Source organism: Maritimimonas sp. 2205BS37-2, assembly GCF_056591755.1.
Genome location: NZ_JBWQOI010000001.1, coordinates 112,184 through 134,160, shown reverse-complemented (window position 1 = coordinate 134,160; position 21,977 = coordinate 112,184). Strand labels below are relative to the sequence as shown.

Sequence of the window (21,977 nt, the reverse complement as noted above, 5' to 3'; positions counted from 1 at the left end):
ATGGGACGACTCACAGAAGCAATCAAGCACTTACTGATTATAAATGTACTCTTTTATGTTGTAACGTATTTTGTTCCAAACATGCAAGATAAGATGTATGAGTTATTTGCATTGTTTTATCCAACTAGTAATTTTTTTAAACCATGGCAATTTATTACCCATATGTTTATGCATGGTGGTCCGATGCATATTATTTTTAATATGTATGCTTTATGGGCCTTTGGTTCTCCATTAGAACAGATGTGGGGAAGAAATAAATTTTTATTCTTTTATTTTTCTGCAGGCTTAGGAGCTGCGTTAATCTATACATTGGCCAATTACTATACTCAAAGTTATGATGCTATTGCCGTAGGAGCTTCTGGTGCTGTATACGGTGTACTTGTTGCATTTGGTATGAAGTTTCCAAACGCTAAGTTAGCTTTGATCTTTCTCCCAATACCCATTGCCGCTAAATATTTCATCCCGCTGATTCTTTTTGGGGATTTCTTCTTTGGATTTACAAGTTACTCTGTAGGAAATATTGCCCATTTTGCCCATATAGGAGGAGCGTTAATTGGTTTTATTATCGCTTTCTATTGGAAAAAGAATCAATTCAAACGTTGGGATAAATAAGGTTTTGCAAGGGATTCAATAAATTGAAGAATGGGGTATACGATTGAACAGATAAAACAAAAATTCAATTTAGCAACGATAGTTGAGCAGATTATTTATATCAATATCGTTGTTTTTATTCTAACTTATGCATTAAAAGCTGTTGCAACATTAATGCAGTGGGAAACCAATATCATATCCAACTGGTTTTCGTTGCCTGCAGATTTAAGCTTTTTCTTTTCAAAGCCATGGACGATCATTTCCTATGGATTTTTACATGCCGATTTTTTACACATATTATTGAACTCTATTGTTCTTTATTATTTTGGCAATTTGTTTTTAAATTTCTTTTCAAAACAACAATTCTTAATTTATTACTTTTTAGGAATTTTTGTTGGTGGAGTCATATTTATTTTGAGTTATAATTATTTTCCCGCGTTAAAAAATGATCGCTCTGTTTTAGTAGGGGCTTCAGCGGGTGTTACCGCCATATTAGTTGGAATAGCAGCTAAAATACCCAACTACGCGATGCATTTTCGATTTATTGGATCTATTAAGCTATGGTATATTGCAGCCGCATTTGTTTTAATGGATATTATTCAATTACCTATAAGTAATACCGGAGGTCATTTAGCTCATTTGGGTGGTGCTCTAGTTGGTTTTTTACTTACTGGCCAACTTAATGAAGCAAAGAACTTTAATAATATTTTTTCAAATATAAAAAAGCCAAAAAAACAAAAACCATTAAAAACCGTTTACAAGAAAGACAGGCCATCACCTTCATCTCTCGATAAAAACGTTGAACAGAAAAAAATTGACGCTATTTTAGATAAGATTAGTAAATCTGGCTATGATACGCTAACCAAAGAAGAAAAAGATTTCTTATTTTCGGTAGGAAAGAAAAAGTAAGCTACAAGCCTCTATGAAAAAGCTTAACTTCTTTAATAAGATTCTATTCTTAGTTAATAATATAATTGCCATTGTATTATTGCTATCATTCTTTGTGCCTTATTTTAAACCTTCATCCCTTCCTGTTGCACCAGTTATTGGACTCACAATACCAATGCTCATATTCGCAAATATTCTATTTGTGATATATTGGATTATTATTGGTTTTAAGAAACAATTTCTTTTATCTACTATAGTTCTAATTTTAGGATATTTATTATCAACTCCTATTTATAAGTTCTCATCTAGCTCAAATAAAAGCGAAGAAAAGGAGCTCAAAATAATGAGCTATAATGTGCGAAAGTTCAATCAAAAAAAATGGACAAAAGATCATTCTATACCTAAAAAAATAAGTGAATTCGTTGCACAGGAAAACCCGGATATTCTTGCTTTGCAAGAGTTTGTAAATTCTGAGGAAGTTACTTTTGACTTTCCATATATCTATAATCCTAAAATAGGTAAGCGTCATAATTCTGGACTGGCATTTTATTCAAAATTTCCAATCATAGCGAAAGGAAGGGTCAACTCAGAAAAACATCATGATCGTATTATCTATGTTGATATTTTAAAAGATAATGACACGCTTCGCTTATACAATTTCCATTTACAATCATTAGGACTAGTACCCGATGAAGAATATTTAGGGCAAAAAGATTCTGATCGCTTAATTGGTCGTTTAAAAAAAGCCTTTAAACTACAAGAGCGTCAACTAATGCCTTTAATTGAAATGCAACATGGTTATAAGGGAAAAACTATTGCGATTGGAGACTTAAACAATACCGCGTATTCTTGGGTCTACAAAAATTTAAAAGGAAATCTAAAAGATTCTTTTATTGAAGCCGGAACCGGCTTTGGAAAAACATATGATTTTAAAGGCTTCCCTTTACGAATTGACTATATTTTGGTTGATAAAACTTTAAAAGTATCACAACATAGAACTTATAAGGTTAAGTACTCTGACCACTACCCTATTCAGGCTACTGTTTCGTTTTAGAAACAAACTTTAAATTCAATAAATTTATCGGGTTAATACCAAGCCCTTTCACGTTCTTTTGAGAAAAACGTACTACAGCGTCATAATACAATGGTACTATTGGAGCTTCGGCAATAATAATACTATCCATTTGTTGGTATAAATCGTAACGTCTTTGAGGTTCAACAGTAATAAAAGCTTCTTCATATAATCTATCAAATTCTAGGTTTTTAAAGTGCGTATAGTTAGGTCCATTTGGGGCAAAATTCTTACTATAAAACAATGACAGGTAATTCTCAGCGTCAGGATAATCTGCAATCCAGCTCGCCCTAAATACAGGAAGTTTTCCGGTAGCCTTTGATTGTCGTAATGTCGATGGCGGCACCACATCAATGGTTACTTTTAAGCCTATTTTTTCTAATTCACGCTGAATATACTCACATAAGTCTAAATATTGACTGTTCGTAGTTATCGTTACTTCTGGGTTTTGATTACCCGTTTCTCGCATATATTCATTTACCAATTCTTTGGCTTTTCTAGGATCATATTCATAGCCTTTTAAATTATTAAATGAAGGTAATCCTCTAGGTACAAAACCATTAATTGCCGGCGTACCAATACCATTTCGCATGTAAAGAATCATTTTTTCTCTATCAAACCCATAATTGATCGCTTTTCTTAACAAACGGTTTGATGTTGGATAATGACGCTCTACATCCATTAATAAACCTAAATATTCAGTATTTAAATATGATCCAGTAATTAAATTTAATTGATCATCATATCTCTCTCTTAATTTACCTTGCGTAGTCAGTGCATCATCTTTATAGGAAGCATCTAAACCTGACAAGAAATCGATATTACCCTGTACCAATTGTAAAAATTCACTTTGTTTATCTGGCAAGAAAGTAATGGCAACGGCTTCTATATATGGTAACTGATTACCGTTTTTATCTTTTTCATGATATCTATGATTTTTACGATAAACCAACTTTGTGTTTTCTACCCAAATTTTAAATTCAAAAGGACCTGTACCAATTGGATTTGATCTAAATTCATTACCATAATAAGTTACTATTTCTTTAGGAACGACTGAACAATATTTCATGGATAATAAACCTAAAAATGGTGGGAAAGGTTTCCTTAAATTAAAGACAAAAGTAGTATCATTATGTGCTTTGAAATTTGCAACATTTTGTAAAACCCATCCACCAGGTGAAGCTACATTTTTATCTAATAAGCGTTTAAAGCTATACTCAAAGTCGGAAGCAATCACCTTTCTTGTAGAATCTTTTCCGAATTTCACATGTTTATGAAATTGCACATCATTTCTTAGATAGAAGGTATATTTTTTTCCATCTTCTGAAATATGCCAACTCTTGGCAATATCCGGTTGCACATGCAAGCTGTCATCTAATTGTACTAACCCGTTATAAAGCTGATTTACAGCCCAAATATCTGCTTGTTTTTTCGCAAAGGCAGGGTCTAATGAACTAATATTAGAATGCTCATTGTATCTAAACACCTGTGAATCATCAAAATTAGACTTTTTCTTACAAGCAATAGAAGTTAATAAAAGGAGTAATGCAAAACTAAGCAAAGTAAAAAGTCTAAAAAAAACAGACTTCATACTTTCTACCTTTAATTCTGTAGAATGATCAAAATAGCAATTAGGCTTTCTTTCTTTTCTCTTTATAAAAAATTTTATCTGCAACGTAAATTGTTTTTAGAAGTTCACAAAAAACTATTGAACCATCTTTATTTGAAATATTTAATTCTTTAATAAAATCAATTTCTCCCTTTTCACTCACAGCTCGTTTCATTTGATCAATTTCATCATTGGTAAACTCAAATTCTATAAAGGCCGTTTCCTTTGCCGGGCGCTTAAATTTAATATTGGCAGCTTTATCCCATACTACATAGTCGTCGCCTAAAATATTAATAAGCTGTACCATGTATACGGGGTCTGCCGCAGAAAATAAACTTCCTCCAAAAATAGACCCCACATAATTACGATTCTTAACACTCAATGGAATTTTTACTTTAACCGTTAATAAATCTTCAGAAACATAATAAATTCTACCAGTAGATCGACGATACATTGGCGAAATATTGAATCCGTATTTAAAGATTTGTCTTTTGGTAAAAAATTTAGACAGTATCTTGGTTAACTGTGCATACATTAACTATTCTCTTTTAAAATCATAATCACGTTCTACTTTGCAAATCCGCAATTTATATTCTTGATACCAAAGTTTACGCCCTTTTTCACGAGCAATGGTATGTTCTATATTATTTTTCCATTTTGTAATAGATTCTAAGCTTTTCCAATAAGATACTGTGATACCCAATTCTTCTCGAACCGTTTCTATACCTAAGTAACCTTCTTGCTCTTTTGCAAGTTCCTCCATTTTATAGGCTGTTTCTAAATACCCATCATTAATCTCTGTTCTTAAGGTAGAAAAAATTACTGCGTAATACGGTGGTTGTGGAGTTTTTGCAATCATAAATGTAGTTCAAATTTTTTTTCAGGTATTTTTAGATCTTTATCCACGTAGTTTTTGATAAATTCAAATTTTAGTTGTTCTAAGATTTTACTGGATGCGATATTTTCGTCTGCTACACAAGCAATTAACCTTTTAAATCCGATTTTTTTAGCATAATCTCTTAAGCCTTTGGCAATTTCAGAGGCATATCCTTTGCCCCAATATTTTTCGAGTAATCTATAGCCAATCTCACATTCGTTTTCCTTAATATTTAATACTAATGTGTCTTCACTAGATGCTTCTCCATGGTCGGCACTTTTCACTAAAGCAACAGATCCTACAAAAACAGTATCAACTTTTCGTTCTACAGCAAAAATCCAAAAATCATTCTTCTCATTGTTGTAAGATTTTATTAGTTTTTCTAATTCGGCTTTATCTTCGTCATATGTCATTGGTTTACCTCTAACAAACTGCATAACTTTAGCATTTCCTTGCATTTCATGAAATGCTTCAAAATCAGTTAGTTTCAACTTTCTTACGTTAAAGTTTTCCGTTTCAAAAATTAAGCTCATTTGCGGTAAAAATTGTACTTTTGCTCCCCGTAAATGTACAGCAATGAATGCACAAAAAAAAGTTGCTTTTTACACCTTAGGTTGTAAGTTGAATTTTTCTGAAACCTCTACCATTGCGCGCAATTTTCAAAACGAAGGTTTTACGCGAGTTGGTTTTGAGGAAATGGCTGATGTCTACGTAATAAATACGTGCTCGGTAACTGACAATGCTGATAAACGCTTTAAAACTGTTGTAAAGTCTGCACTAAAGCAAAATGAAAATGCCTTTTTGATCGCAGTGGGATGTTATGCCCAACTAAAGCCTAAAGAGTTAGCTGCTATCGATGGTGTTGATCTCGTCTTAGGAGCTACTGAAAAATTTAATGTAACTAGTTATTTGAATGATCTTACTAAAAATGAGATTGGAGAGGTTCATTCATGTGAAATCGCTGAGGCTGATTTTTATGTAGGATCTTATTCTATTGGTGATCGAACTCGTGCTTTTTTAAAAGTGCAAGATGGCTGTGATTATAAATGTACATACTGCACTATACCTTTAGCTCGTGGTATTTCACGAAGCGATACCCTTGATAATGTTTTGAAAAATGCTCAAGAGATTTCTAAAAAAGGTATTAAAGAAATTGTTTTAACAGGGGTTAATATAGGTGATTATGGAAAAGGTGAATTTGGTAATAAAAAGCATGAGCATACTTTTTTTGAATTAGTACAGGCCCTTGATAAAATTGAAGGCATACATCGATTACGTATTTCATCTATTGAACCCAATCTTTTAAGAGATGAAACCATAAATTTTGTAGCGCAGTCAGATAATTTTGCTCCGCATTTTCATATTCCTTTGCAAAGTGGAAGTGATGAGTTATTAAAAAAAATGAAACGTCGCTATTTGCGAAAGGTCTATACAGATCGGGTATCCCAAATTCGTGAAGTACTACCAAATGCTTGTATTGGTGTCGACGTAATTGTAGGTTTTCCTGGTGAAACAGATGAATTATTTTTAGAAACCTATAATTATCTAAATGACCTTGATATTTCTTATTTGCATGTATTTACTTATTCTGAAAGACCAAATACTGAAGCGGTCTTAATGGAGGGCATTGTTCCGAAGAACGTCCGCCATAAACGGAGCAAAATGTTGCGCGGCCTATCGGTTAAAAAGAGAAGGGCGTTTTATGAAAGTCAGCTAGGAAGTCAATTGACGGTATTATTCGAAAGTGAAAATAAAGAAGGTTACATTCATGGATTTACCGAAAACTATGTAAAAGTAAAAGCTCCTTGGAATCCTGAATTAGTAAATACCTTACATTCAGTTGAACTAACCGAAATTGATGCCGACGGACTGGTACGTTTTAACTTTGTAAAAGAGCCTGTTTATAATTGATATGAGTAAGACTCCTATTTATTTTGTGCCAGGCTTGGGTGCCAACTCGCTAATTTTTGAAAATCTCGAATTTCCACCAGATCAGTACGAGGTTCATTACTTAGATTGGCTCGTTCCTACTTCTTTAGATGAATCCATTCAACACTATGCCCAACGCATGTGTAACAGAATTCATCATGAAAATCCTGTTTTAGTAGGAGTTTCTTTCGGAGGTGTAATGGTGCAAGAAATGAGCAAACTAATTAATACCAAAAAAATTATTATCATTTCTAGCGTTAAATCAAAAAAAGAACTTCCAAAACGCTTACGATTGGCAAAAGCAACAAAAGCTTATAAACTTTTTCCCACAAAATCAATAAGCAATATTGAGGCTTATGAGAAATATGCGTTTAGCGGATTCACTAAGAAACGCATTGAACTTTATAAGAAATACATGTCCATGAATGATGAACGTTATTTACCATGGGCAATTTACAATGTATTGCATTGGAGTCAAGAGCGTCCTACTGAAAATGTGATTCATATCCATGGTAGTGATGATGGTGTTTTTCCAATAAAACATATTAAGAACTATATTAATGTTCATGGAGGTACGCATGTAATGATTTTGAATAAAGCAAAGAAAATTTCTCAACTTTTGATTGAACATATTTAGTACCTTCGCGTCATGAATATTGAAAAAACCTTTATTGACGGTCTATTAGTTATTACCCCAAAAGTTTTTGCCGATGATCGGGGTTATTTCTTAGAAAGTTATAATAAAAAAGTCCTTGAAGATATATTAGATGTTGAGTTCGTTCAAGACAATGAATCAGCTTCTCAAAAAGGTGTTTTAAGAGGATTACATTTTCAAAATCCTCCGTACGCGCAAGGAAAATTAGTGCGTGTTATTAAAGGTAGTGTACTCGATGTTGTAGTCGACCTAAGAAAAGATTCAGCTACTTATGGCAAACATTATAAACATGTACTATCTGGCGAACATAAAGAACAACTTTATATTCCTGAGGGATTCGCACATGGTTTTTTGGTGCTTGAAGATGATACGATTTTCAGTTATAAGTGTACTGATTATTACAATAAAGATTCAGAAGCATCTATATTATGGTGCGATAAAACATTAAATATTAATTGGCAAATAGAAGAACCAGTTATTTCTGAAAAAGATAAAGTTGGCCTAAAATTTGTGGATTTTAAATCACTTTTTTAACCCCCTTAATTTATGCGTTTACATCATAAAATACTTATTTTATTAGCCATTATTATTGTGAGTGGCATTCTAATCAATGCTACACAACAAGATACCGAATTTCAATCAAAAAAAGAGCAGGTGTCTTTTAAGAATACTAGCGACACCTATAATATCAAGGCTTTAAAAATACCTAAAAACTTGTCGTTTGCGGGTGAACGGGTTCCATTAGAACGTCATGATGTGAAAGAACGCATTGATAGAGAATTATTAGTGAATACTTATTGGCAATCGAATGCTTTATTATGGTTAAAACGTATTAACAGATACTTTCCGATTATTGAACCAATCTTAAAAGAAAAAGGAGTACCTGATGATTTTAAATATTTGGCTGTAATTGAAAGTGATTTACTTAATGTTACATCTCCTGCTGGTGCAAAAGGCATGTGGCAAATGCTAAAATCAGCCGCTCGTGAAAATGGATTGGAAGTAAATAGCAATGTTGATGAACGCTATCACTTAGAGAAAGCAACACGCGCAGCCTGTGATTATTTGATAAAGGCAAAAAAGAGGCTAGGTAGCTGGACACTAGCTGCTGGAGCTTATCATGCAGGAAATTATGGTATTGATAAGCGCATGGGAACTCAAATGGTAGATAATTATTGGGATGTATTAGCCGGAGAAATGACCGAACGCTATGTTCCGAGAATTATTGCTGCGAAAGAAATCTTATCTAACCCGAATAAATATGGCTTTCATTTCGATAAAGAAGATTTATATACATTACCAAAGAGCTATCCCGTTAAAATAGATACCCCAATTACTAATATCGCAGCGTTTGCTAAAAAATTTGGAACACATTATAAAGAACTAAAAATCCACAATCCTTGGTTACGTGAAAATACGCTCCATAATAAAACACGTAAAGTTTATTATATAAAAATTCCTGAGCGTTAGATTACAGGTTTTCAAGTAGGGTCATTGACTCTCTCTTTAATAAACTTGCATTGTCTTCGAAAGTATTTAATGTAATTTCCGGATTATTAAATAGGTAAACTTTAGCCTTGTTTTTTGCCTCTATGCTTATCGTTTCTCTTGCATTTACATAAGAATCTGTGCGATCTAGTACTAGTAACATAACACTATCCGCTACAAATTCAGCTCCTTTAAACCCAGCATTATCAGAAGCATTTAATTCTAAGTTAGCGGTTTTTCCTTCTGCCTCAATTGTGGAACTGCCACTGTAATTGAAGGTACTACCTTCGGTAATAGCATCTAATTTAATTCTAGACGATTCTTTAGCGTTTACAACAAGACTATCTGCCCTAACTCGGATATCACCCTTTCCACGCTCATTGGTTTCAAGGCTTAAAAGTCTTGTTTTTAAGTTATCAAGTTTAATTTCAGATTTGTTATTCAAAATAATCTCGATGTTAAAGACATCCAATTCTTCGGGAACATTTACTTCACTATCATCATTTAGAATGATTTGGTCTAAGTCTTCAACATATAGAGTAATATTGAATCGCTTAGAACGTGTAATCCTTTTATTTAATGAAAGCATTAATACGCTATTTTTCACATCAGAATCTAATACATCATGTAGATTCTCATCTGCTTCGAGTTCTAATGAATTTTGATTTCCTTGCTTTAAAGTCAATTTGATTTTGTCGCTAACTTCTAACTTAGAAAAATAATCAAGGGTTCGTTCTTCTGTTACAACCACTTTATTTCCTTTAATCTTTGACTGCGCGGTTATTGAAACAGTAATTAGGGTGAAAATAATCAATAGGTATCTTTTTTTCATAGTACAGCTATATTTTGTTTTACTTCTTTATATTCAGTAATCATATCATTCAAAATCTGTGCCGCAGGTTTAATATCATGAATTAGCCCTGCTATTTGACCAATTTCTAGCTCGCCTTCTTCAAGATCACCTTCAAACATTCCACGTTTTGCTCTGGCCCTACCTAATAATTCTTTTAGGTCATCAACCGAAGGTGCTTTTTTATACAGATCTTGTAGATCATGATAGAATTTATTTTTTAATAAACGTACAGGTGCCAGTTCTTTTAAGGTTAAATGTGTGTCGCCTTCTTTCGCGTTAACCACTTCTTGCTTAAAATTAATGTGTGAAGAGGCTTCATGGCTGGCAACAAATCGACTACCAACTTGAACGGCATCGGCTCCTAATATCATTGCAGCGAGCATGCCTCGCCCTGTAGCAATACCTCCAGCTGCAATTAATGGTATTGATATTTGCTCTTTCACCATTGGTATCAATGTAAACGTTGTTGTTTCATCACGGCCATTGTGCCCTCCTGCCTCGAATCCTTCGGCTACTACAGCATCTACACCAGCTTCTTGTGCCTTTAAAGCAAATTTCACACTACTAACAACATGCACAACCGTGATCCCTTTCTCTTTTAAGAAGCTCGTCCAAGTTTTTGGATTGCCGGCGGAGGTAAAAACAATCTTTACCTCTTCGTCTACAATAATTTTAATGATTTCTTCAATATTAGGATAAAGCATTGGCACATTAACTCCGAAAGGTTTATCAGTGGCTTTTTTACATTTTTTAATATGCTCAAGAAGTACATTTGGATACATCGAGCCTGCCCCTAAAAGACCAAGACCTCCAGCATTACTTACTGCTGAGGCCAATCGCCAACCGCTAGCCCAAATCATACCAGCTTGAATAATAGGATATTTAATATTAAATAGTTGCGTAATTCGGTTTTGCATGGCTCTAAAGTAAGGAAATATTTTGTTATAAGTTCCTCTTTTGAGGGAACGCAAACTTAAGAAATAACCCCAGAACCTAACAGCTCATCATTATGATACCAGGCTACAAATTGCCCTTCTGTAATCGCAGATTGTTCATTCTCAAAATCTACATAAAGTCCGTTAGAAACTTTATATAGCGTAGCATTTTCTAGGGCTTGTCTATAACGTATTCTAGCTTTTACGTTCATTGATGCTCCATCTTTAAGTCTCAAGTCTTCACGAATCCAATGAATTTCTTCATTCTTAACCAACAATGTACTTCTATACAATCCTCTATGGTCCTTTCCTTCACCCGTATAAATTACATTTTCTAGAACGTCTGTTTCAATTACAAATAAGGGTTCTTTAGTACCTCCAACGGCCAATCCTTTACGTTGTCCTTTTGTGAAATAATGAGCTCCTTGATGCTTTCCAACTTCCTTCCCATCACCAATAGCGTAGTGATATTTTTTTGCCTTATATGCAAGTTCTGCTTCTTTATCTACAAACTCTTTTGTTCCTCTGTTAAATATAGAAGCATTCTCGGGTATCTGAATAATGGCACCTTCTCTTGGTTGTAGTTTTTGCTGTAAGAATTCGGGTAATCTTACTTTACCAATGAAGCATAAACCCTGTGAATCTTTCTTTTCTGCTGTAATCAGGTCTTGCTCAGCAGCAATTTTACGCACTTCAGGCTTAGTTAGTTCACCTATAGGAAATAATGATTTAGCCAATTGTTCTTGAGATAGTTGGCATAAAAAATAAGATTGGTCTTTATTTACATCCTTACCGGCTTTTAATTGATAAATGGTTTGTTCATCTTTTATAATCTGATCTTTTCTACAATAATGGCCGGTAGCTACATAATCTGCTCCTAAGTTTAAAGCAATTTTTAAAAAGACATCAAATTTAATCTCTCGGTTGCATAAAACGTCTGGGTTAGGCGTTCTACCCATCTCATATTCATTAAACATATAGTCAACAATGCGCTCTTTATATTGCTCGCTTAAATCAACCACTTGAAATGGAATACCCAGTTTTTCTGCAACTAACATTGCATCATTACTATCTTCTAACCAAGGACATTCATTTGAAATGGTAACAGACTCATCATGCCAGTTTTTCATGAACAAGCCTATCACATCATAACCCTGCTCCTTTAATAAATAAGCAGCAACGCTAGAATCTACACCTCCCGAAAGTCCAACAATAACTCGTTTCATATATCAAATTTGAATTTGCAAAGATAATTAGTTTCCTAGTTATAATCTAAAAAGAACCATCTATGTCTATGATTCGTTTATAATTTTGTTAAACTTTTATTAAAATTTGTTAAACAAAATATATTTTGTTTAACTTTACTGTAAAATTATTAAACACAATGAAAATTACAGCAACATTAAAAAAGACAATGGTATTATTAATATTGGTTGTTATTTCATGGTCATGTAGTGACGATGATGATGCAGTCAATGTGGTTCTTCAACCTGAAACAATCAGTGATATAGCAGATGCGAATGATGATCTATCTAGCTTAGTAGCAGCATTAGACAGGGCTAATCTATTTGCTACGTTAGACGGTTCTGGTTCTTTTACGGTATTTGCCCCAACGAATTCGGCATTTTCTAATTTTTTAGCAGCTAATGGTTTTGCTTCGTTAGAAGATGTACCAGTTGATGTATTAACTCAGGTACTTCTCAATCACGTAATAAGTGGTGAATTATCTTCCGGTAGTTTAAGTACAGGCTATGCCAAAACTTTAGCAACAAACGCCAGCACTAATGAAAACCTAAGTATCTTTATAAATACTGTATCAGGAGTTACGCTTAATGGCATTTCAAACGTGACTACGCCAGATATTCAAGCAACTAATGGTATTATTCATGTGGTCGATGCTGTAATAGGCTTACCAAATATTGTAGATCATGCCTTAGCAAATCCGCAGTTATCAAGTTTAGTGGGAGCCCTTACTAGTAATGGTAATACTACTTTCACAGATTTACTTTCTACACCAGGGAATTTTACTGTCTTTGCGCCCAATAATGACGCTTTTACAAACTTCATCAACCCGAATAATAATGATCTAAATGCAATTCTCTCTAACCATGTGGTTCCAGGAGTTACAGCAATTTCAAATCAGCTTTCAAACAGTTATGTAAACACTGCTGCTACATTTAGTGACACGCAAAATCAATTGAGCTTATATATTAATACAGATAATGGTGTAGTTCTTAATGGAAATTCGAATGTAATTTTAGCCGATGTCGTCGCCACAAATGGTGTAATTCATGTTGTTAATACGGTTATTGATTTACCTTCTGTGGTAACTTTCGCCTTGGCAGATCCAAACTTTTCAATTTTAGTTCAGGCATTAACTCGAAATGATCTTACAACAGACTTTGTAGGCATTTTGTCAACATCAGAGGGTACAGATCCTGCTCCTTTTACCGTATTTGCACCTATAGATCAGGCTTTTGTTGACCTTTTATCTGAATTATCATTAACGGCGCTTACTGATATTGATGAGCCCACATTAAATGCAACTTTAACATACCATGTAGTTGGAGGAGCTAATGTTTTAGATTCGGATTTATCAGATGGTTTAACGGTGTCTACATTGGGTGGTGACATTACTGCGAATGTTACTGGTGGTGCAACCTTAACAGATGCTAATAGTAGGGTTAGTACTATAATTGCAACTAACGTACAGGCAGCTAATGGGGTAATTCATGCAATTGATAAAGTGATTTTGCCTCCTCTTCAATAAAAAATATTGGTTGGTAATTAGTTTGGTTAATTAATGAAAGTCTCTGGTGATGCGTAACCCAGAGGCTTTTTTTAGGCATAAAAAAACCATAGCTTAGCTATGGTTTGATTAGTTTTAAATGTTTAGCGCTAACTCAGTTTAGTATTGAGGGTTTTTTAATTCTCTTTTGTTGCCACCTGTTTTTTCAAACGTGGCTTCTTTTTATTTGGTTGTTCTGTACTTACTAACTCTCCATCAACATAGTTCTCCCAAGTACCAACGCGTATATCGTCTTTAAATTGTCCTTTAGTAGTTAATTCTCCTGTTTTTCTATTATAATATGCTGCCGGACCATTTAATAAACCATTCTTATAATTAAAATCTTGGTACAAATGACCTTTAATTGAGTACTTCTTATAATTTCCATCTAGCTTTCCATCTTTATAATGGGCAATTTCGGTTGGTTTGCCAGAATTATAAAAAGTTTTATACACACCATCTAGCTTACCATCATTATAATTTTCTTCAGACATTACGGTCTTCCCATCTATATGAAAGTATAACCACTTCCCTATTCTATTCTTACCAATCATTAATCCTTTGCTTTCTAAAATACCCTTTTGCGTGTAAAACTTTACATTTGCTGTATTATCTGTTCGATTGTATTCTTTTATTACAATAGGGAAATCAGAACTTGCTGCAGAATAATATTTAAAAGTACCTACCTCTTTACCATGCTCAAATTGACCAGAGTAGCGAACGCGCCCGTTGTTGTAATACTTACGCCATACTCCATTTCGTTTACCATCTTTATCAAATTTATTAACCCCTTCTTGGGCATCAACAGTAAAGAACATTAAAAAAGTAACACAAAAAAAAGCTGTTTTTCTAAGTAGTTTCATATTGCTATAAACTCAATAAGTTATTTTTTGTTGTAGTAAAACAATTATTATACCAAGTCAAAAATACAAACGCAATTTTAACTGCTTTATTTTTAACGAATAGCAAAAATATGGAACTAAATTTCTATTCTTTATATAATAAAATGCTAAAAAATGAGTTTTTAACTATCCTATAGAAGCCTAAATATTAACTAAACCCGAATTAGCCGAAAAAGAAAATGGGGGCCATAACTAAAATGACAAAGTATTCTTTATTAAAAGAATTGAATGCAATCAAAACTATGAGCAAGTCTCATAAAGATAAAGTGAGTAAAGTAATTTTAAAAAATGAAGTTCTTTTTAAATCACTCATAGAGATTGCATTTGATTATGATGACGAAACCGCTGTCAAGGCTGCTTTGATTCTAGAGACAGTCTGTGAAGAGCGGGTAGATTGGATTGCCTATAACTTACCTTATTTTATAGAAAATATTGCTTATCTAAAAAATGAAAGCGCCATAAGGCCTGCAGCAAAAATCTGTAATCTCATTGCAAAAGAAGTTGATTCTAAATTTGATTCACCAATAAAAGTAATTGTAACCAAAGAGCAAACAGAACAAATTATTGAAACTTGTTTTGATTGGTTAATGAAAGATACCAAAGTAGCCAGTAAGGCACATGCCATGGAAGCACTCTATTTTCTAGGTAATCAAATGAATTGGATTCACTACGAATTAAAGCTTATTATAGAGCGCGATATTGACGCCGAAAGCTCAGCCTATGGAGCCCGAGCGGCTAAAATATTAGAGAAAATGGGTAAAAATAACATGGCCTAGAAATCTTTTAACTTTTTGGTTTTCACTTCTCTTTAAATCATTATTTTTGTTGCTCAAACAGCAGATCTAATGAATTTAAACAGCTTGAACGCTATTTCACCAATTGATGGTAGGTATAGAAACAAAGTATCTCAATTGGCACCATTCTTTTCTGAAGAAGCCTTAATAAAATATAGAGTACAAGTAGAAATAGAGTACTTTATTGCACTTTGCGAAATTCCTTTGCCACAATTGGAGGCTTTTGATCAAAACTTATTTGAAGACTTAAGAGCTATTTACAAAAATTTCTCATCCGAAGATGCTTTAGAGATCAAAGAGATTGAAAAGGTAACAAATCATGATGTAAAAGCTGTTGAATATTTTATTAAGAAAAAATTTGATGCTTTAGAGCTTCAAGCATATAAAGAGTTTATTCATTTTGGACTTACCTCACAAGATATTAATAATACTGCCATACCGTTATCCATAAAAGAGGCAATAGGTGATGTTTATGTACCCGAGTATTTTATGCTTCTTGAAAAACTAGAAGCTTTTGCCAAAGAATGGTCAAACGTTCCAATGCTCGCACGTACCCATGGGCAACCGGCTTCTCCTACACGCTTAGGTAAAGAAATAGAGGTTTTTGTGGTTCGCCTAAAGGAACAATTCAATCTATTAAATGATATACCGAGTGCCGCAAAATTTGGTGGAGCCACAGGTAATTTTAATGCACATAAAGTAGCATATCCAACTATTAACTGGAAGGATTTTGGAGGAAGTTTTGTTCAAAGTTTAGGATTACAACATTCATTTCCAACCACTCAGATTGAGCATTACGATCATATGGCTGCTTTGTTTGATACTTTAAAAAGAATCAATACTATTATAATTGATCTTGATAGAGATATTTGGACCTACATTTCAATGGATTATTTTAAACAGAAGATTAAAAAAGGTGAGGTAGGTTCATCGGCAATGCCACATAAAGTAAATCCAATAGATTTTGAAAATTCTGAAGGTAATTTAGGCATTGCAAATGCCATTTTTGAGCATTTAGCTGCCAAGCTACCCATTTCGAGATTACAACGTGATCTTACAGATTCTACCGTTTTAAGAAATGTAGGTGTTCCTATAGCACATACTATTATTGGATTTAAATCTACGTTGAAAGGGTTAAATAAATTGCTTTTAAATGAAGAAAAGTTTGAGCAAGATTTAGAAAATAATTGGGCCGTGGTTGCCGAAGCTATTCAAACTATTTTACGTAGAGAAAATTATCCTAATCCATATGAAGCTTTAAAAGGCTTAACAAGAACTAATGAGAAAATCAATCAGAAATCTATTGCTTCTTTTATTGAAGAATTAGATATCTCTGATACCATTAAGTCAGAATTAAAAGCAATCACTCCAAGTAATTATACAGGCATTTAATCATGAAATTTTTCGCTCTAATTGTTGGTATCTTGTTTATGTTTTCATCTTGTGAAAGCGGTGAAAAACTCAATGCTGAAAGTTTACGAACGGGTACTTTTACTACCTATTTAGATGATTCTGATGCGGTTTCTACAGCGGTAAGAAATGACTCCATTCAAATAGAAACTTATAACAATCATAAAGACACATTCAATATTAAGTGGAAGTCTAACTTTGAATATATTTTAACCAAGGTGAACCCTAAAAAAGGACTGGATAGTGTTCCTTTTTATGTAAAGATTACTGGTGTTAAAGGCAATTCATATAAATTTAAAGCCTATTATAAAGGCTCAAATTTTAAACAAACCGGCAAAGCTGTAAAACTAAAAAACTAAAACCATGTTAGAAATGTTTTCCGATCCAGGTATTTGGATGGCGCTATTAACCCTCGTTTTCTTAGAAATTGTACTTGGTATAGATAACATCCTGTTTATATCGATTGCCTCAAATAAATTACCTGGAGAGCAGCAGAAAAGAGCTACCAATATCGGTCTCTTTTTAGCGATGCTTTTACGCGTAATTCTTCTTTTTGGAATCTCGTATCTCACTGCAATGGACAAAGTAATCTATCATATTGATACTTCTTGGTTAAAAGTTGGTGTTACTGGGCAAAGCCTCATTATGCTCGGTGGTGGATTATTCTTATTATATAAAAGTGTTCAAGAAATACATCATAAGGTTGAAGGTCAAGAAGAAGATGAAGTTAAAAAAGCTACGGCCAAGACTTCATTGAATAGCGTTATTTTTCAAATTACAATGATCAATATTGTCTTTTCATTCGATTCTATTTTAACAGCGGTTGGTATGACTACTGGTATTGATAAACAAGCAACGTCTATAGATGAAGCTCTAATCGTTATGATAATTGCCGTAGTTTTGTCAATGATTATCATGATGGTATTCGCAAACCCGGTAAACAAATTTGTGAGCAAGCATCCAACTGTACAAATGTTAGGTTTAGCATTTTTAATTCTAATTGGATTCATATTGATCTCAGAAGGAGCACATATGGCACATTTACAAATATTTAACACCGAAGTAGGTGTGATTCCTAAAGGATATTTGTATTTTACCATCGCATTTTCATTAGGCGTTGAAATGCTTAACTTCCGCCTGCGTAAGAATGCTCAAACAGTTTTAAAATCTAAAAAGGAACATTGAAATCGGCTTTACGGCATAAAATTTTGGCGATACTACTAACTCTGGTAGTTCTTTTCCCTTTTGCTTTACAAGCATCTCATGCTTTAAATAGTCATGAGCATGCAGTTTGTACGGCTAAAGATGTAAAGCATTTTCATAATAAAGACTTAGATTGTAGTATCTACCACACTCCTGTGCAGCAAAATTCATTTGACACAGGTATTGCATATTCTTTTTTTATACCTAAAAAGTTTGTTGTTCATTTTATCGATGACACACAAACAATATCTTTTGGTCTCACCAAACTTAAGTCATCAAGAGCGCCGCCATATTTTATTGTTTAAAAATTCAACAATCAACAATGAATTTCTCATTTACTGAGAATACAACAATAAAATATACTACTAATGAAATTAAAATTATCAATCCTATTGATAGGATTATGCTTTTTTTCGTATGCCCAAAATAGCATACGCGGAAAGGTAACCGATACCAATGATGCACCTTTATTTGGTGTTGAAATTTATGCACCTAAGTTACATAAAGGCGTAACTTCTAATGAAGATGGTTCTTACGAATTTAAAAATTTACCCAATGGTAAAGTAACTATTGTTTTTGCTTTTATAGGATATCAATCTGTCGTGAAGACAATAACTTTTAATAATGCCCCTCAAGAATTAAATATTGCTCTAAAGGAATCTGTTTTTGAAATGGATGAAATTATTGTGTCTACTCCTTTCAATAAATTACAAAGTGAAAATGTAATGAAAGTAGAACATAAAAGCATTGAACAAATTCAAAAAGCCGGTGCTCCTACTCTAATTCAGGGACTAACTACTATTCCGGGAGTTTCATCAATTTCTACCGGAACCAATATAGGTAAGCCTGTTATAAGAGGGCTTAGCGGCAATCGCGTTTTGGTTTATACGCAAGGTATACGATTAGAAAATCAACAATTTGGTGATGAGCATGGTCTTGGTATTAATGAAGCCGGTATCGGTAGTGCAGAAGTGATAAAAGGTCCTGCATCTTTGCTTTATGGTTCTGATGCTTTAGGTGGAGTTTTATATTTAAATCCAGAAAAATTCGCTAAAACTAATTCAGTGAGTTCTAATGTAAGTTCTAAATATTTTTCGAATACAGAAGGAACAAATACATCATATGTTTTTAAAGCATCGGGTGATAAATTAAAATTTTTGGGCCGTGGAACCTATAATAGACATATTGATTATAAAACTGGAAATGACGAACGCGTTACAAACTCAAGATTTAGTGAATATGATATGAAAACGGCATTGGGATTAGAACTAAAAAGTTTTAGTTCTGAACTACGCTATAATTATAATCAGTCTAGAATTGGTATCCCAGAAGAAATTGGTGAGCAAAACACTCATATTGCTCTTGAAGCACCATATCAACGTATTGATAATCATATTTTAAGTCTACATAATCATGTTTATTTTAAAAATTCAAACCTTGATTTCAATATTGGCTACGTTGCCAATAATAGAAAAGAGTTTGAAGGTGAGCATGGACACGAGGAGGAGCATGGCGAGGAAGAAGAGGAGGAACATGAAGAAGAACACGACGAAGAAGCTCCGGAATTAGCCTTACATATGAAGCTAAAAACCTTAACCTATGATGCAAAGTATCATTTACCAAAGTTTGGTAAACTAGAAACTATATTTGGAGTACAAGGTTTACATCAAGAAAATAGAAATTTTGGTGAAGAGCTTTTAATTCCTAATGCTAAGGTAAATGATATTGGTGTTTTTGGTACCGTAGCATATACTTGGGATGATCATCATATACAGGGTGGAATTCGTTTTGACAATAGAAATATTTCGTCTGAAAGAATGATTGTAGAAGAACATCACGAGGAAGGTGAAGAACATGAGGAAGAGGAAGAAGAGCATGAAGAAGAAGAGCGCGTTTTTGAAGCAATTGATCGCTCTTTTAATAGTTTTACAGCTTCATTGGGTTACAAAACAACTTTATTTAAGGTAATTACCACACGTTTGAATTTAGCAACAGGGTTTAGAGCTCCAAATTTAGCTGAACTAACTTCCAATGGGGTGCATCATGGTACCAATCGTTTTGAAATTGGTAATGCTAATCTAAATAATGAGCAAAATTACCAGGTAGATTTAGCACTTGAATATAAGAATGAACATATAGAATTTTTCGTTAATGCGTTTTATAATGCCATTAACGATTATATTTTTATTAGTCCAACCGGCGAATTTGAAGAAGATAATGCCGTATTTAATTATGTTCAAGAAAATGCTAAACTTTATGGTGGAGAGGCTGGTTTTCACTTTCACCCTCACCCTTTAGATTGGTTGCATATAGAAAGTAGTTTTGAATTAGTTATTGGTGAACAAGATAATGGTGATTACTTGCCTTTAATACCTGCGAACCAATGGAATAATACAATAAGAGCAGAATTTAACAATAGTAATTGGTTAAAAGATGGATTTATTGCATTAACTCTAGAAACAGCTTTTGAACAGAATAATGTAAGTCAATTCGAAACAGTAACTGACGGCTATAGCTTACTTAACTTTGGTTTTGGAGGTGATTTCTCTTTAGGAAAAACAAAATTTAATGCCAGTTTAAATGTTAACAATCTGCTGGATGAAGAATATATTTCTCATCTTTCTCGATTGAAAAATGATGGTATACAAAATATGGGTAGAAATATAGTTGTAGGTCTACAATTTAATATTTAACCTTTTAATACCCCCTGAAGATGAATTAAAACTTGCTTTAGCTTTAAACAGTTAAATTAATATAACTGTACAATAGAGTACCATATTTTAGTTTAAAATACCCTCCGGTTTAAAATCAGAGGGTATTTTTTTCGATAGAAAATAAAAGATTGAAATATAATTGTTGGTCAATAATTTAATATTTAAACTTTCTGCTTAATTTTAGAACTTATGAGAATCAGGAGCATAGTTCTATTAATATTACTCTTTTGTTCAGCACACTCACTGCTTGCACAAAAATATGAACCCGCAGACGGAAAATGCCTCGTTTTTATTGGCCAAGATTTAACCGCAATAGGTGGTTTAGAAACTTATAGCAACGGATATACAGACTATTTCAAAACTCCTGCCGGTATCACTACATATACAAACCTATCACCTGGTGATGAATCTTTTGGATATTATAATAAGGGATTAGACGGAATCAAAACTAAGGCTAATTGGGGAGCAGGAGATTCATGGGCTAATCTCTACCTTCAGGATACAACCTATCAAAATAGCGCAATTGCCATTGGATTATCACTTGTTAATCATGAGAAAAATATTTCTAAAGGAAAGCATGATCTCTTAATTGAAGAACTCGGCATGTGGATTAAATCTGCGAAGCGTCCTGTTTTTTTAAGAATCGGCTATGAGTTTGATGGCTGGGAATGGAATCACTATAAAAGGAAACATTATTTAAATGCATGGAAAAGAATACATTCAATTTTTAAAAGAATGGAAATAACTAATGTTGCATTTGTTTGGCAATCAAAAGGCGAGGGATCAAATCAGAAGGTTTTAGAGCGATGGTACCCAGGAGATGGTTTAGTAGATTGGTGTGCTTATTCATATTTTGGACAACCAGATCAAGAAATGCTTCTTTTTGCAAGGAAGCATGGTAAGCCGGTATTTATTTCTGAAGCCACTCCAGTAAGGCAAATAGAAAATCTATACTTTGATAGTGATTTAAAGAAAACGGTATATGAAAAAATAATATGGAAAGAATGGTTCGTTCCCTTTTTTAATACTATAAAAGATAACGCCGACGTTATAAAAGCATTTAGTTATATAAATTCAGATTGGTCTTCTCAACCTATGTGGATTTCAAGTCCCGTATTCAAAAAAGTAGATTCTAGACTTCAAGTTAGCAAGTATATTTCAAAAAAATGGAAGGAGGAAATACAAAATTTACGTTACCTAAATGCATCTAATAAACCTTGGGGTACGTTACCGGAATAGCTTTAAAATCCTCGTATTATTAAGTTGCTT

The 21,977-nt window shown here is 33.4% G+C and carries 23 protein-coding genes; 15 read left to right on the top strand and 8 right to left on the bottom strand.

Features of this window, described 5'->3' with window-relative positions; genetic code table 11:
* Genes AC1EUU_RS00625 through AC1EUU_RS00615 form a run of 3 tightly spaced genes read left to right on the top strand, consistent with a single transcriptional unit; the run spans position 1 to position 2,533 of the window.
* Positions 1–612 (top strand): rhomboid family intramembrane serine protease, encoded by a 612-nt coding sequence (locus AC1EUU_RS00625; protein WP_480199436.1) that lies wholly within the window; start codon positions 1–3, stop codon positions 610–612.
* A 30-nt stretch (positions 613–642) separates the two neighbouring features.
* Positions 643–1,500 (top strand): rhomboid family intramembrane serine protease, encoded by an 858-nt coding sequence (locus AC1EUU_RS00620; RefSeq protein WP_480199435.1) that lies wholly within the window; start codon positions 643–645, stop codon positions 1,498–1,500.
* 13 nt (positions 1,501–1,513) lie between these two features.
* Positions 1,514–2,533 (top strand): endonuclease/exonuclease/phosphatase family protein, encoded by a 1,020-nt coding sequence (locus AC1EUU_RS00615; protein WP_480199434.1) that lies wholly within the window; start codon positions 1,514–1,516, stop codon positions 2,531–2,533.
* Here the strand turns inward: AC1EUU_RS00615 and AC1EUU_RS00610 are convergent.
* Genes AC1EUU_RS00610 through AC1EUU_RS00595 form a run of 4 tightly spaced genes read right to left on the bottom strand, consistent with a single transcriptional unit; the run spans position 2,517 to position 5,570 of the window.
* The gene (locus AC1EUU_RS00610; protein WP_480199433.1) at positions 2,517–4,142 is read right to left on the bottom strand and encodes an ABC transporter substrate-binding protein; all 1,626 of its coding nucleotides are present in this window, start codon (positions 4,140–4,142) and stop codon (positions 2,517–2,519) included. The two genes, AC1EUU_RS00615 and AC1EUU_RS00610, sit on opposite strands and share 17 nt — an antisense overlap.
* Positions 4,143–4,182: 40 nt before the next feature.
* Positions 4,183–4,695 (bottom strand): DUF4442 domain-containing protein, encoded by a 513-nt coding sequence (locus tag AC1EUU_RS00605; RefSeq protein ID WP_480199432.1) that lies wholly within the window; start codon positions 4,693–4,695, stop codon positions 4,183–4,185.
* Positions 4,696–4,698: 3 nt separating this feature from the next.
* The gene (locus AC1EUU_RS00600) at positions 4,699–5,019 is read right to left on the bottom strand and encodes an antibiotic biosynthesis monooxygenase family protein (RefSeq protein ID WP_480199431.1); all 321 of its coding nucleotides are present in this window, start codon (positions 5,017–5,019) and stop codon (positions 4,699–4,701) included.
* On the bottom strand, positions 5,016–5,570 hold the full coding sequence (locus tag AC1EUU_RS00595; RefSeq protein WP_480199430.1) for a GNAT family N-acetyltransferase: 555 nt from the start codon (positions 5,568–5,570) through the stop codon (positions 5,016–5,018). Before AC1EUU_RS00595 ends, AC1EUU_RS00600 begins: the two co-directional genes overlap by 4 nt.
* A gap of 43 nt (positions 5,571–5,613) precedes the next feature.
* On the opposite strand from AC1EUU_RS00595, the gene mtaB reads away from it, so the two are divergent.
* Genes mtaB through AC1EUU_RS00575 form a run of 4 tightly spaced genes read left to right on the top strand, consistent with a single transcriptional unit; the run spans position 5,614 to position 9,091 of the window.
* Positions 5,614–6,948 (top strand): tRNA (N(6)-L-threonylcarbamoyladenosine(37)-C(2))-methylthiotransferase MtaB, encoded by a 1,335-nt coding sequence (mtaB, locus tag AC1EUU_RS00590; protein ID WP_480199429.1) that lies wholly within the window; start codon positions 5,614–5,616, stop codon positions 6,946–6,948.
* A gap of 1 nt (position 6,949) precedes the next feature.
* Entirely contained in the window at positions 6,950–7,603 is a 654-nt protein-coding gene (locus AC1EUU_RS00585; protein WP_480199428.1) for an alpha/beta hydrolase family protein, read from the top strand.
* A 12-nt stretch (positions 7,604–7,615) separates the two neighbouring features.
* Positions 7,616–8,155, top strand: coding sequence for a dTDP-4-dehydrorhamnose 3,5-epimerase (rfbC, locus tag AC1EUU_RS00580; RefSeq protein ID WP_480199427.1), 540 nt, complete (start codon positions 7,616–7,618; stop codon positions 8,153–8,155).
* Positions 8,156–8,167: 12 nt separating this feature from the next.
* Entirely contained in the window at positions 8,168–9,091 is a 924-nt protein-coding gene (locus tag AC1EUU_RS00575; protein WP_480199426.1) for a lytic transglycosylase domain-containing protein, read from the top strand.
* 1 nt (position 9,092) lies between these two features.
* Here AC1EUU_RS00575 and AC1EUU_RS00570 read toward each other — a convergent pair whose 3' ends face one another.
* From AC1EUU_RS00570 to mnmA, 3 genes are read right to left on the bottom strand one after another with little or no spacing between them, the layout of a single operon-like run.
* Positions 9,093–9,941 carry a GIN domain-containing protein gene (locus AC1EUU_RS00570; RefSeq protein ID WP_480199425.1) on the bottom strand — a complete coding sequence of 283 codons (849 nt, stop codon included), beginning with the start codon at positions 9,939–9,941 and terminating at the stop codon, positions 9,093–9,095.
* A complete protein-coding gene (locus AC1EUU_RS00565; protein ID WP_480200749.1) occupies positions 9,938–10,900 on the bottom strand; it encodes an NAD(P)H-dependent flavin oxidoreductase in 963 nt (320 codons plus the stop codon). Before AC1EUU_RS00565 ends, AC1EUU_RS00570 begins: the two co-directional genes overlap by 4 nt.
* Positions 10,901–10,935: 35 nt before the next feature.
* A complete protein-coding gene (gene mnmA, locus AC1EUU_RS00560) occupies positions 10,936–12,123 on the bottom strand; it encodes a tRNA 2-thiouridine(34) synthase MnmA (RefSeq protein ID WP_480199424.1) in 1,188 nt (395 codons plus the stop codon).
* 158 nt (positions 12,124–12,281) lie between these two features.
* On the opposite strand from mnmA, the gene AC1EUU_RS00555 reads away from it, so the two are divergent.
* Positions 12,282–13,667 (top strand): fasciclin domain-containing protein, encoded by a 1,386-nt coding sequence (locus AC1EUU_RS00555; RefSeq protein WP_480199423.1) that lies wholly within the window; start codon positions 12,282–12,284, stop codon positions 13,665–13,667.
* Positions 13,668–13,822: 155 nt separating this feature from the next.
* Here the strand turns inward: AC1EUU_RS00555 and AC1EUU_RS00550 are convergent, their stop codons facing one another.
* Positions 13,823–14,548: a toxin-antitoxin system YwqK family antitoxin gene (locus AC1EUU_RS00550; protein ID WP_480199422.1), complete on the bottom strand. Its 726-nt coding sequence runs from the start codon at positions 14,546–14,548 to the stop codon at positions 13,823–13,825.
* 281 nt (positions 14,549–14,829) lie between these two features.
* On the opposite strand from AC1EUU_RS00550, the gene AC1EUU_RS00545 reads away from it, so the two are divergent.
* From AC1EUU_RS00545 to AC1EUU_RS00515, 7 genes are all read left to right on the top strand, one after another.
* Positions 14,830–15,363 (top strand): adenylosuccinate lyase, encoded by a 534-nt coding sequence (locus AC1EUU_RS00545; protein ID WP_480199421.1) that lies wholly within the window; start codon positions 14,830–14,832, stop codon positions 15,361–15,363.
* 69 nt (positions 15,364–15,432) lie between these two features.
* On the top strand, positions 15,433–16,773 hold the full coding sequence (gene purB / locus AC1EUU_RS00540) for an adenylosuccinate lyase (RefSeq protein WP_480199420.1): 1,341 nt from the start codon (positions 15,433–15,435) through the stop codon (positions 16,771–16,773).
* Between the two features lie 2 nt (positions 16,774–16,775).
* A complete protein-coding gene (locus AC1EUU_RS00535; RefSeq protein WP_480199419.1) occupies positions 16,776–17,150 on the top strand; it encodes a DNA topoisomerase IV in 375 nt (124 codons plus the stop codon).
* Between the two features lie 4 nt (positions 17,151–17,154).
* Positions 17,155–17,976, top strand: coding sequence for a TerC family protein (locus AC1EUU_RS00530; RefSeq protein ID WP_480199418.1), 822 nt, complete (start codon positions 17,155–17,157; stop codon positions 17,974–17,976).
* 23 nt (positions 17,977–17,999) lie between these two features.
* The gene (locus tag AC1EUU_RS00525) at positions 18,000–18,299 is read left to right on the top strand and encodes a hypothetical protein (protein WP_480199417.1); all 300 of its coding nucleotides are present in this window, start codon (positions 18,000–18,002) and stop codon (positions 18,297–18,299) included.
* A gap of 63 nt (positions 18,300–18,362) precedes the next feature.
* Positions 18,363–20,687: a TonB-dependent receptor gene (locus AC1EUU_RS00520; RefSeq protein WP_480199416.1), complete on the top strand. Its 2,325-nt coding sequence runs from the start codon at positions 18,363–18,365 to the stop codon at positions 20,685–20,687.
* A 210-nt stretch (positions 20,688–20,897) separates the two neighbouring features.
* Positions 20,898–21,947 carry a glycoside hydrolase family 26 protein gene (locus AC1EUU_RS00515; RefSeq protein WP_480199415.1) on the top strand — a complete coding sequence of 350 codons (1,050 nt, stop codon included), beginning with the start codon at positions 20,898–20,900 and terminating at the stop codon, positions 21,945–21,947.
* Positions 21,948–21,977: the final 30 nt, after the last annotated feature.

Bases quoted from the DNA above. Each gene is read 5' to 3' on its own strand.
- AC1EUU_RS00625 (WP_480199436.1), top strand. From the start codon at position 1: ATGGGACGACTCACAGAAGCAATCAAGCACTTACTGATTATAAATGTA.
- AC1EUU_RS00620 (WP_480199435.1), top strand. From the start codon at position 643: ATGGGGTATACGATTGAACAGATAAAACAAAAATTCAATTTAGCAACG.
- AC1EUU_RS00615 (WP_480199434.1), top strand. From the start codon at position 1,514: ATGAAAAAGCTTAACTTCTTTAATAAGATTCTATTCTTAGTTAATAAT.
- AC1EUU_RS00610 (WP_480199433.1), bottom strand. From the start codon at position 4,142: ATGAAGTCTGTTTTTTTTAGACTTTTTACTTTGCTTAGTTTTGCATTA.
- AC1EUU_RS00605 (WP_480199432.1), bottom strand. From the start codon at position 4,695: ATGTATGCACAGTTAACCAAGATACTGTCTAAATTTTTTACCAAAAGA.
- AC1EUU_RS00600 (WP_480199431.1), bottom strand. From the start codon at position 5,019: ATGATTGCAAAAACTCCACAACCACCGTATTACGCAGTAATTTTTTCT.
- AC1EUU_RS00595 (WP_480199430.1), bottom strand. From the start codon at position 5,570: ATGAGCTTAATTTTTGAAACGGAAAACTTTAACGTAAGAAAGTTGAAA.
- mtaB (WP_480199429.1), top strand. From the start codon at position 5,614: ATGAATGCACAAAAAAAAGTTGCTTTTTACACCTTAGGTTGTAAGTTG.
- AC1EUU_RS00585 (WP_480199428.1), top strand. From the start codon at position 6,950: ATGAGTAAGACTCCTATTTATTTTGTGCCAGGCTTGGGTGCCAACTCG.
- rfbC (WP_480199427.1), top strand. From the start codon at position 7,616: ATGAATATTGAAAAAACCTTTATTGACGGTCTATTAGTTATTACCCCA.
- AC1EUU_RS00575 (WP_480199426.1), top strand. From the start codon at position 8,168: ATGCGTTTACATCATAAAATACTTATTTTATTAGCCATTATTATTGTG.
- AC1EUU_RS00570 (WP_480199425.1), bottom strand. From the start codon at position 9,941: ATGAAAAAAAGATACCTATTGATTATTTTCACCCTAATTACTGTTTCA.
- mnmA (WP_480199424.1), bottom strand. From the start codon at position 12,123: ATGAAACGAGTTATTGTTGGACTTTCGGGAGGTGTAGATTCTAGCGTT.
- AC1EUU_RS00555 (WP_480199423.1), top strand. From the start codon at position 12,282: ATGAAAATTACAGCAACATTAAAAAAGACAATGGTATTATTAATATTG.
- AC1EUU_RS00550 (WP_480199422.1), bottom strand. From the start codon at position 14,548: ATGAAACTACTTAGAAAAACAGCTTTTTTTTGTGTTACTTTTTTAATG.
- AC1EUU_RS00545 (WP_480199421.1), top strand. From the start codon at position 14,830: ATGAGCAAGTCTCATAAAGATAAAGTGAGTAAAGTAATTTTAAAAAAT.
- purB (WP_480199420.1), top strand. From the start codon at position 15,433: ATGAATTTAAACAGCTTGAACGCTATTTCACCAATTGATGGTAGGTAT.
- AC1EUU_RS00535 (WP_480199419.1), top strand. From the start codon at position 16,776: ATGAAATTTTTCGCTCTAATTGTTGGTATCTTGTTTATGTTTTCATCT.
- AC1EUU_RS00530 (WP_480199418.1), top strand. From the start codon at position 17,155: ATGTTAGAAATGTTTTCCGATCCAGGTATTTGGATGGCGCTATTAACC.
- AC1EUU_RS00520 (WP_480199416.1), top strand. From the start codon at position 18,363: ATGAAATTAAAATTATCAATCCTATTGATAGGATTATGCTTTTTTTCG.
- AC1EUU_RS00515 (WP_480199415.1), top strand. From the start codon at position 20,898: ATGAGAATCAGGAGCATAGTTCTATTAATATTACTCTTTTGTTCAGCA.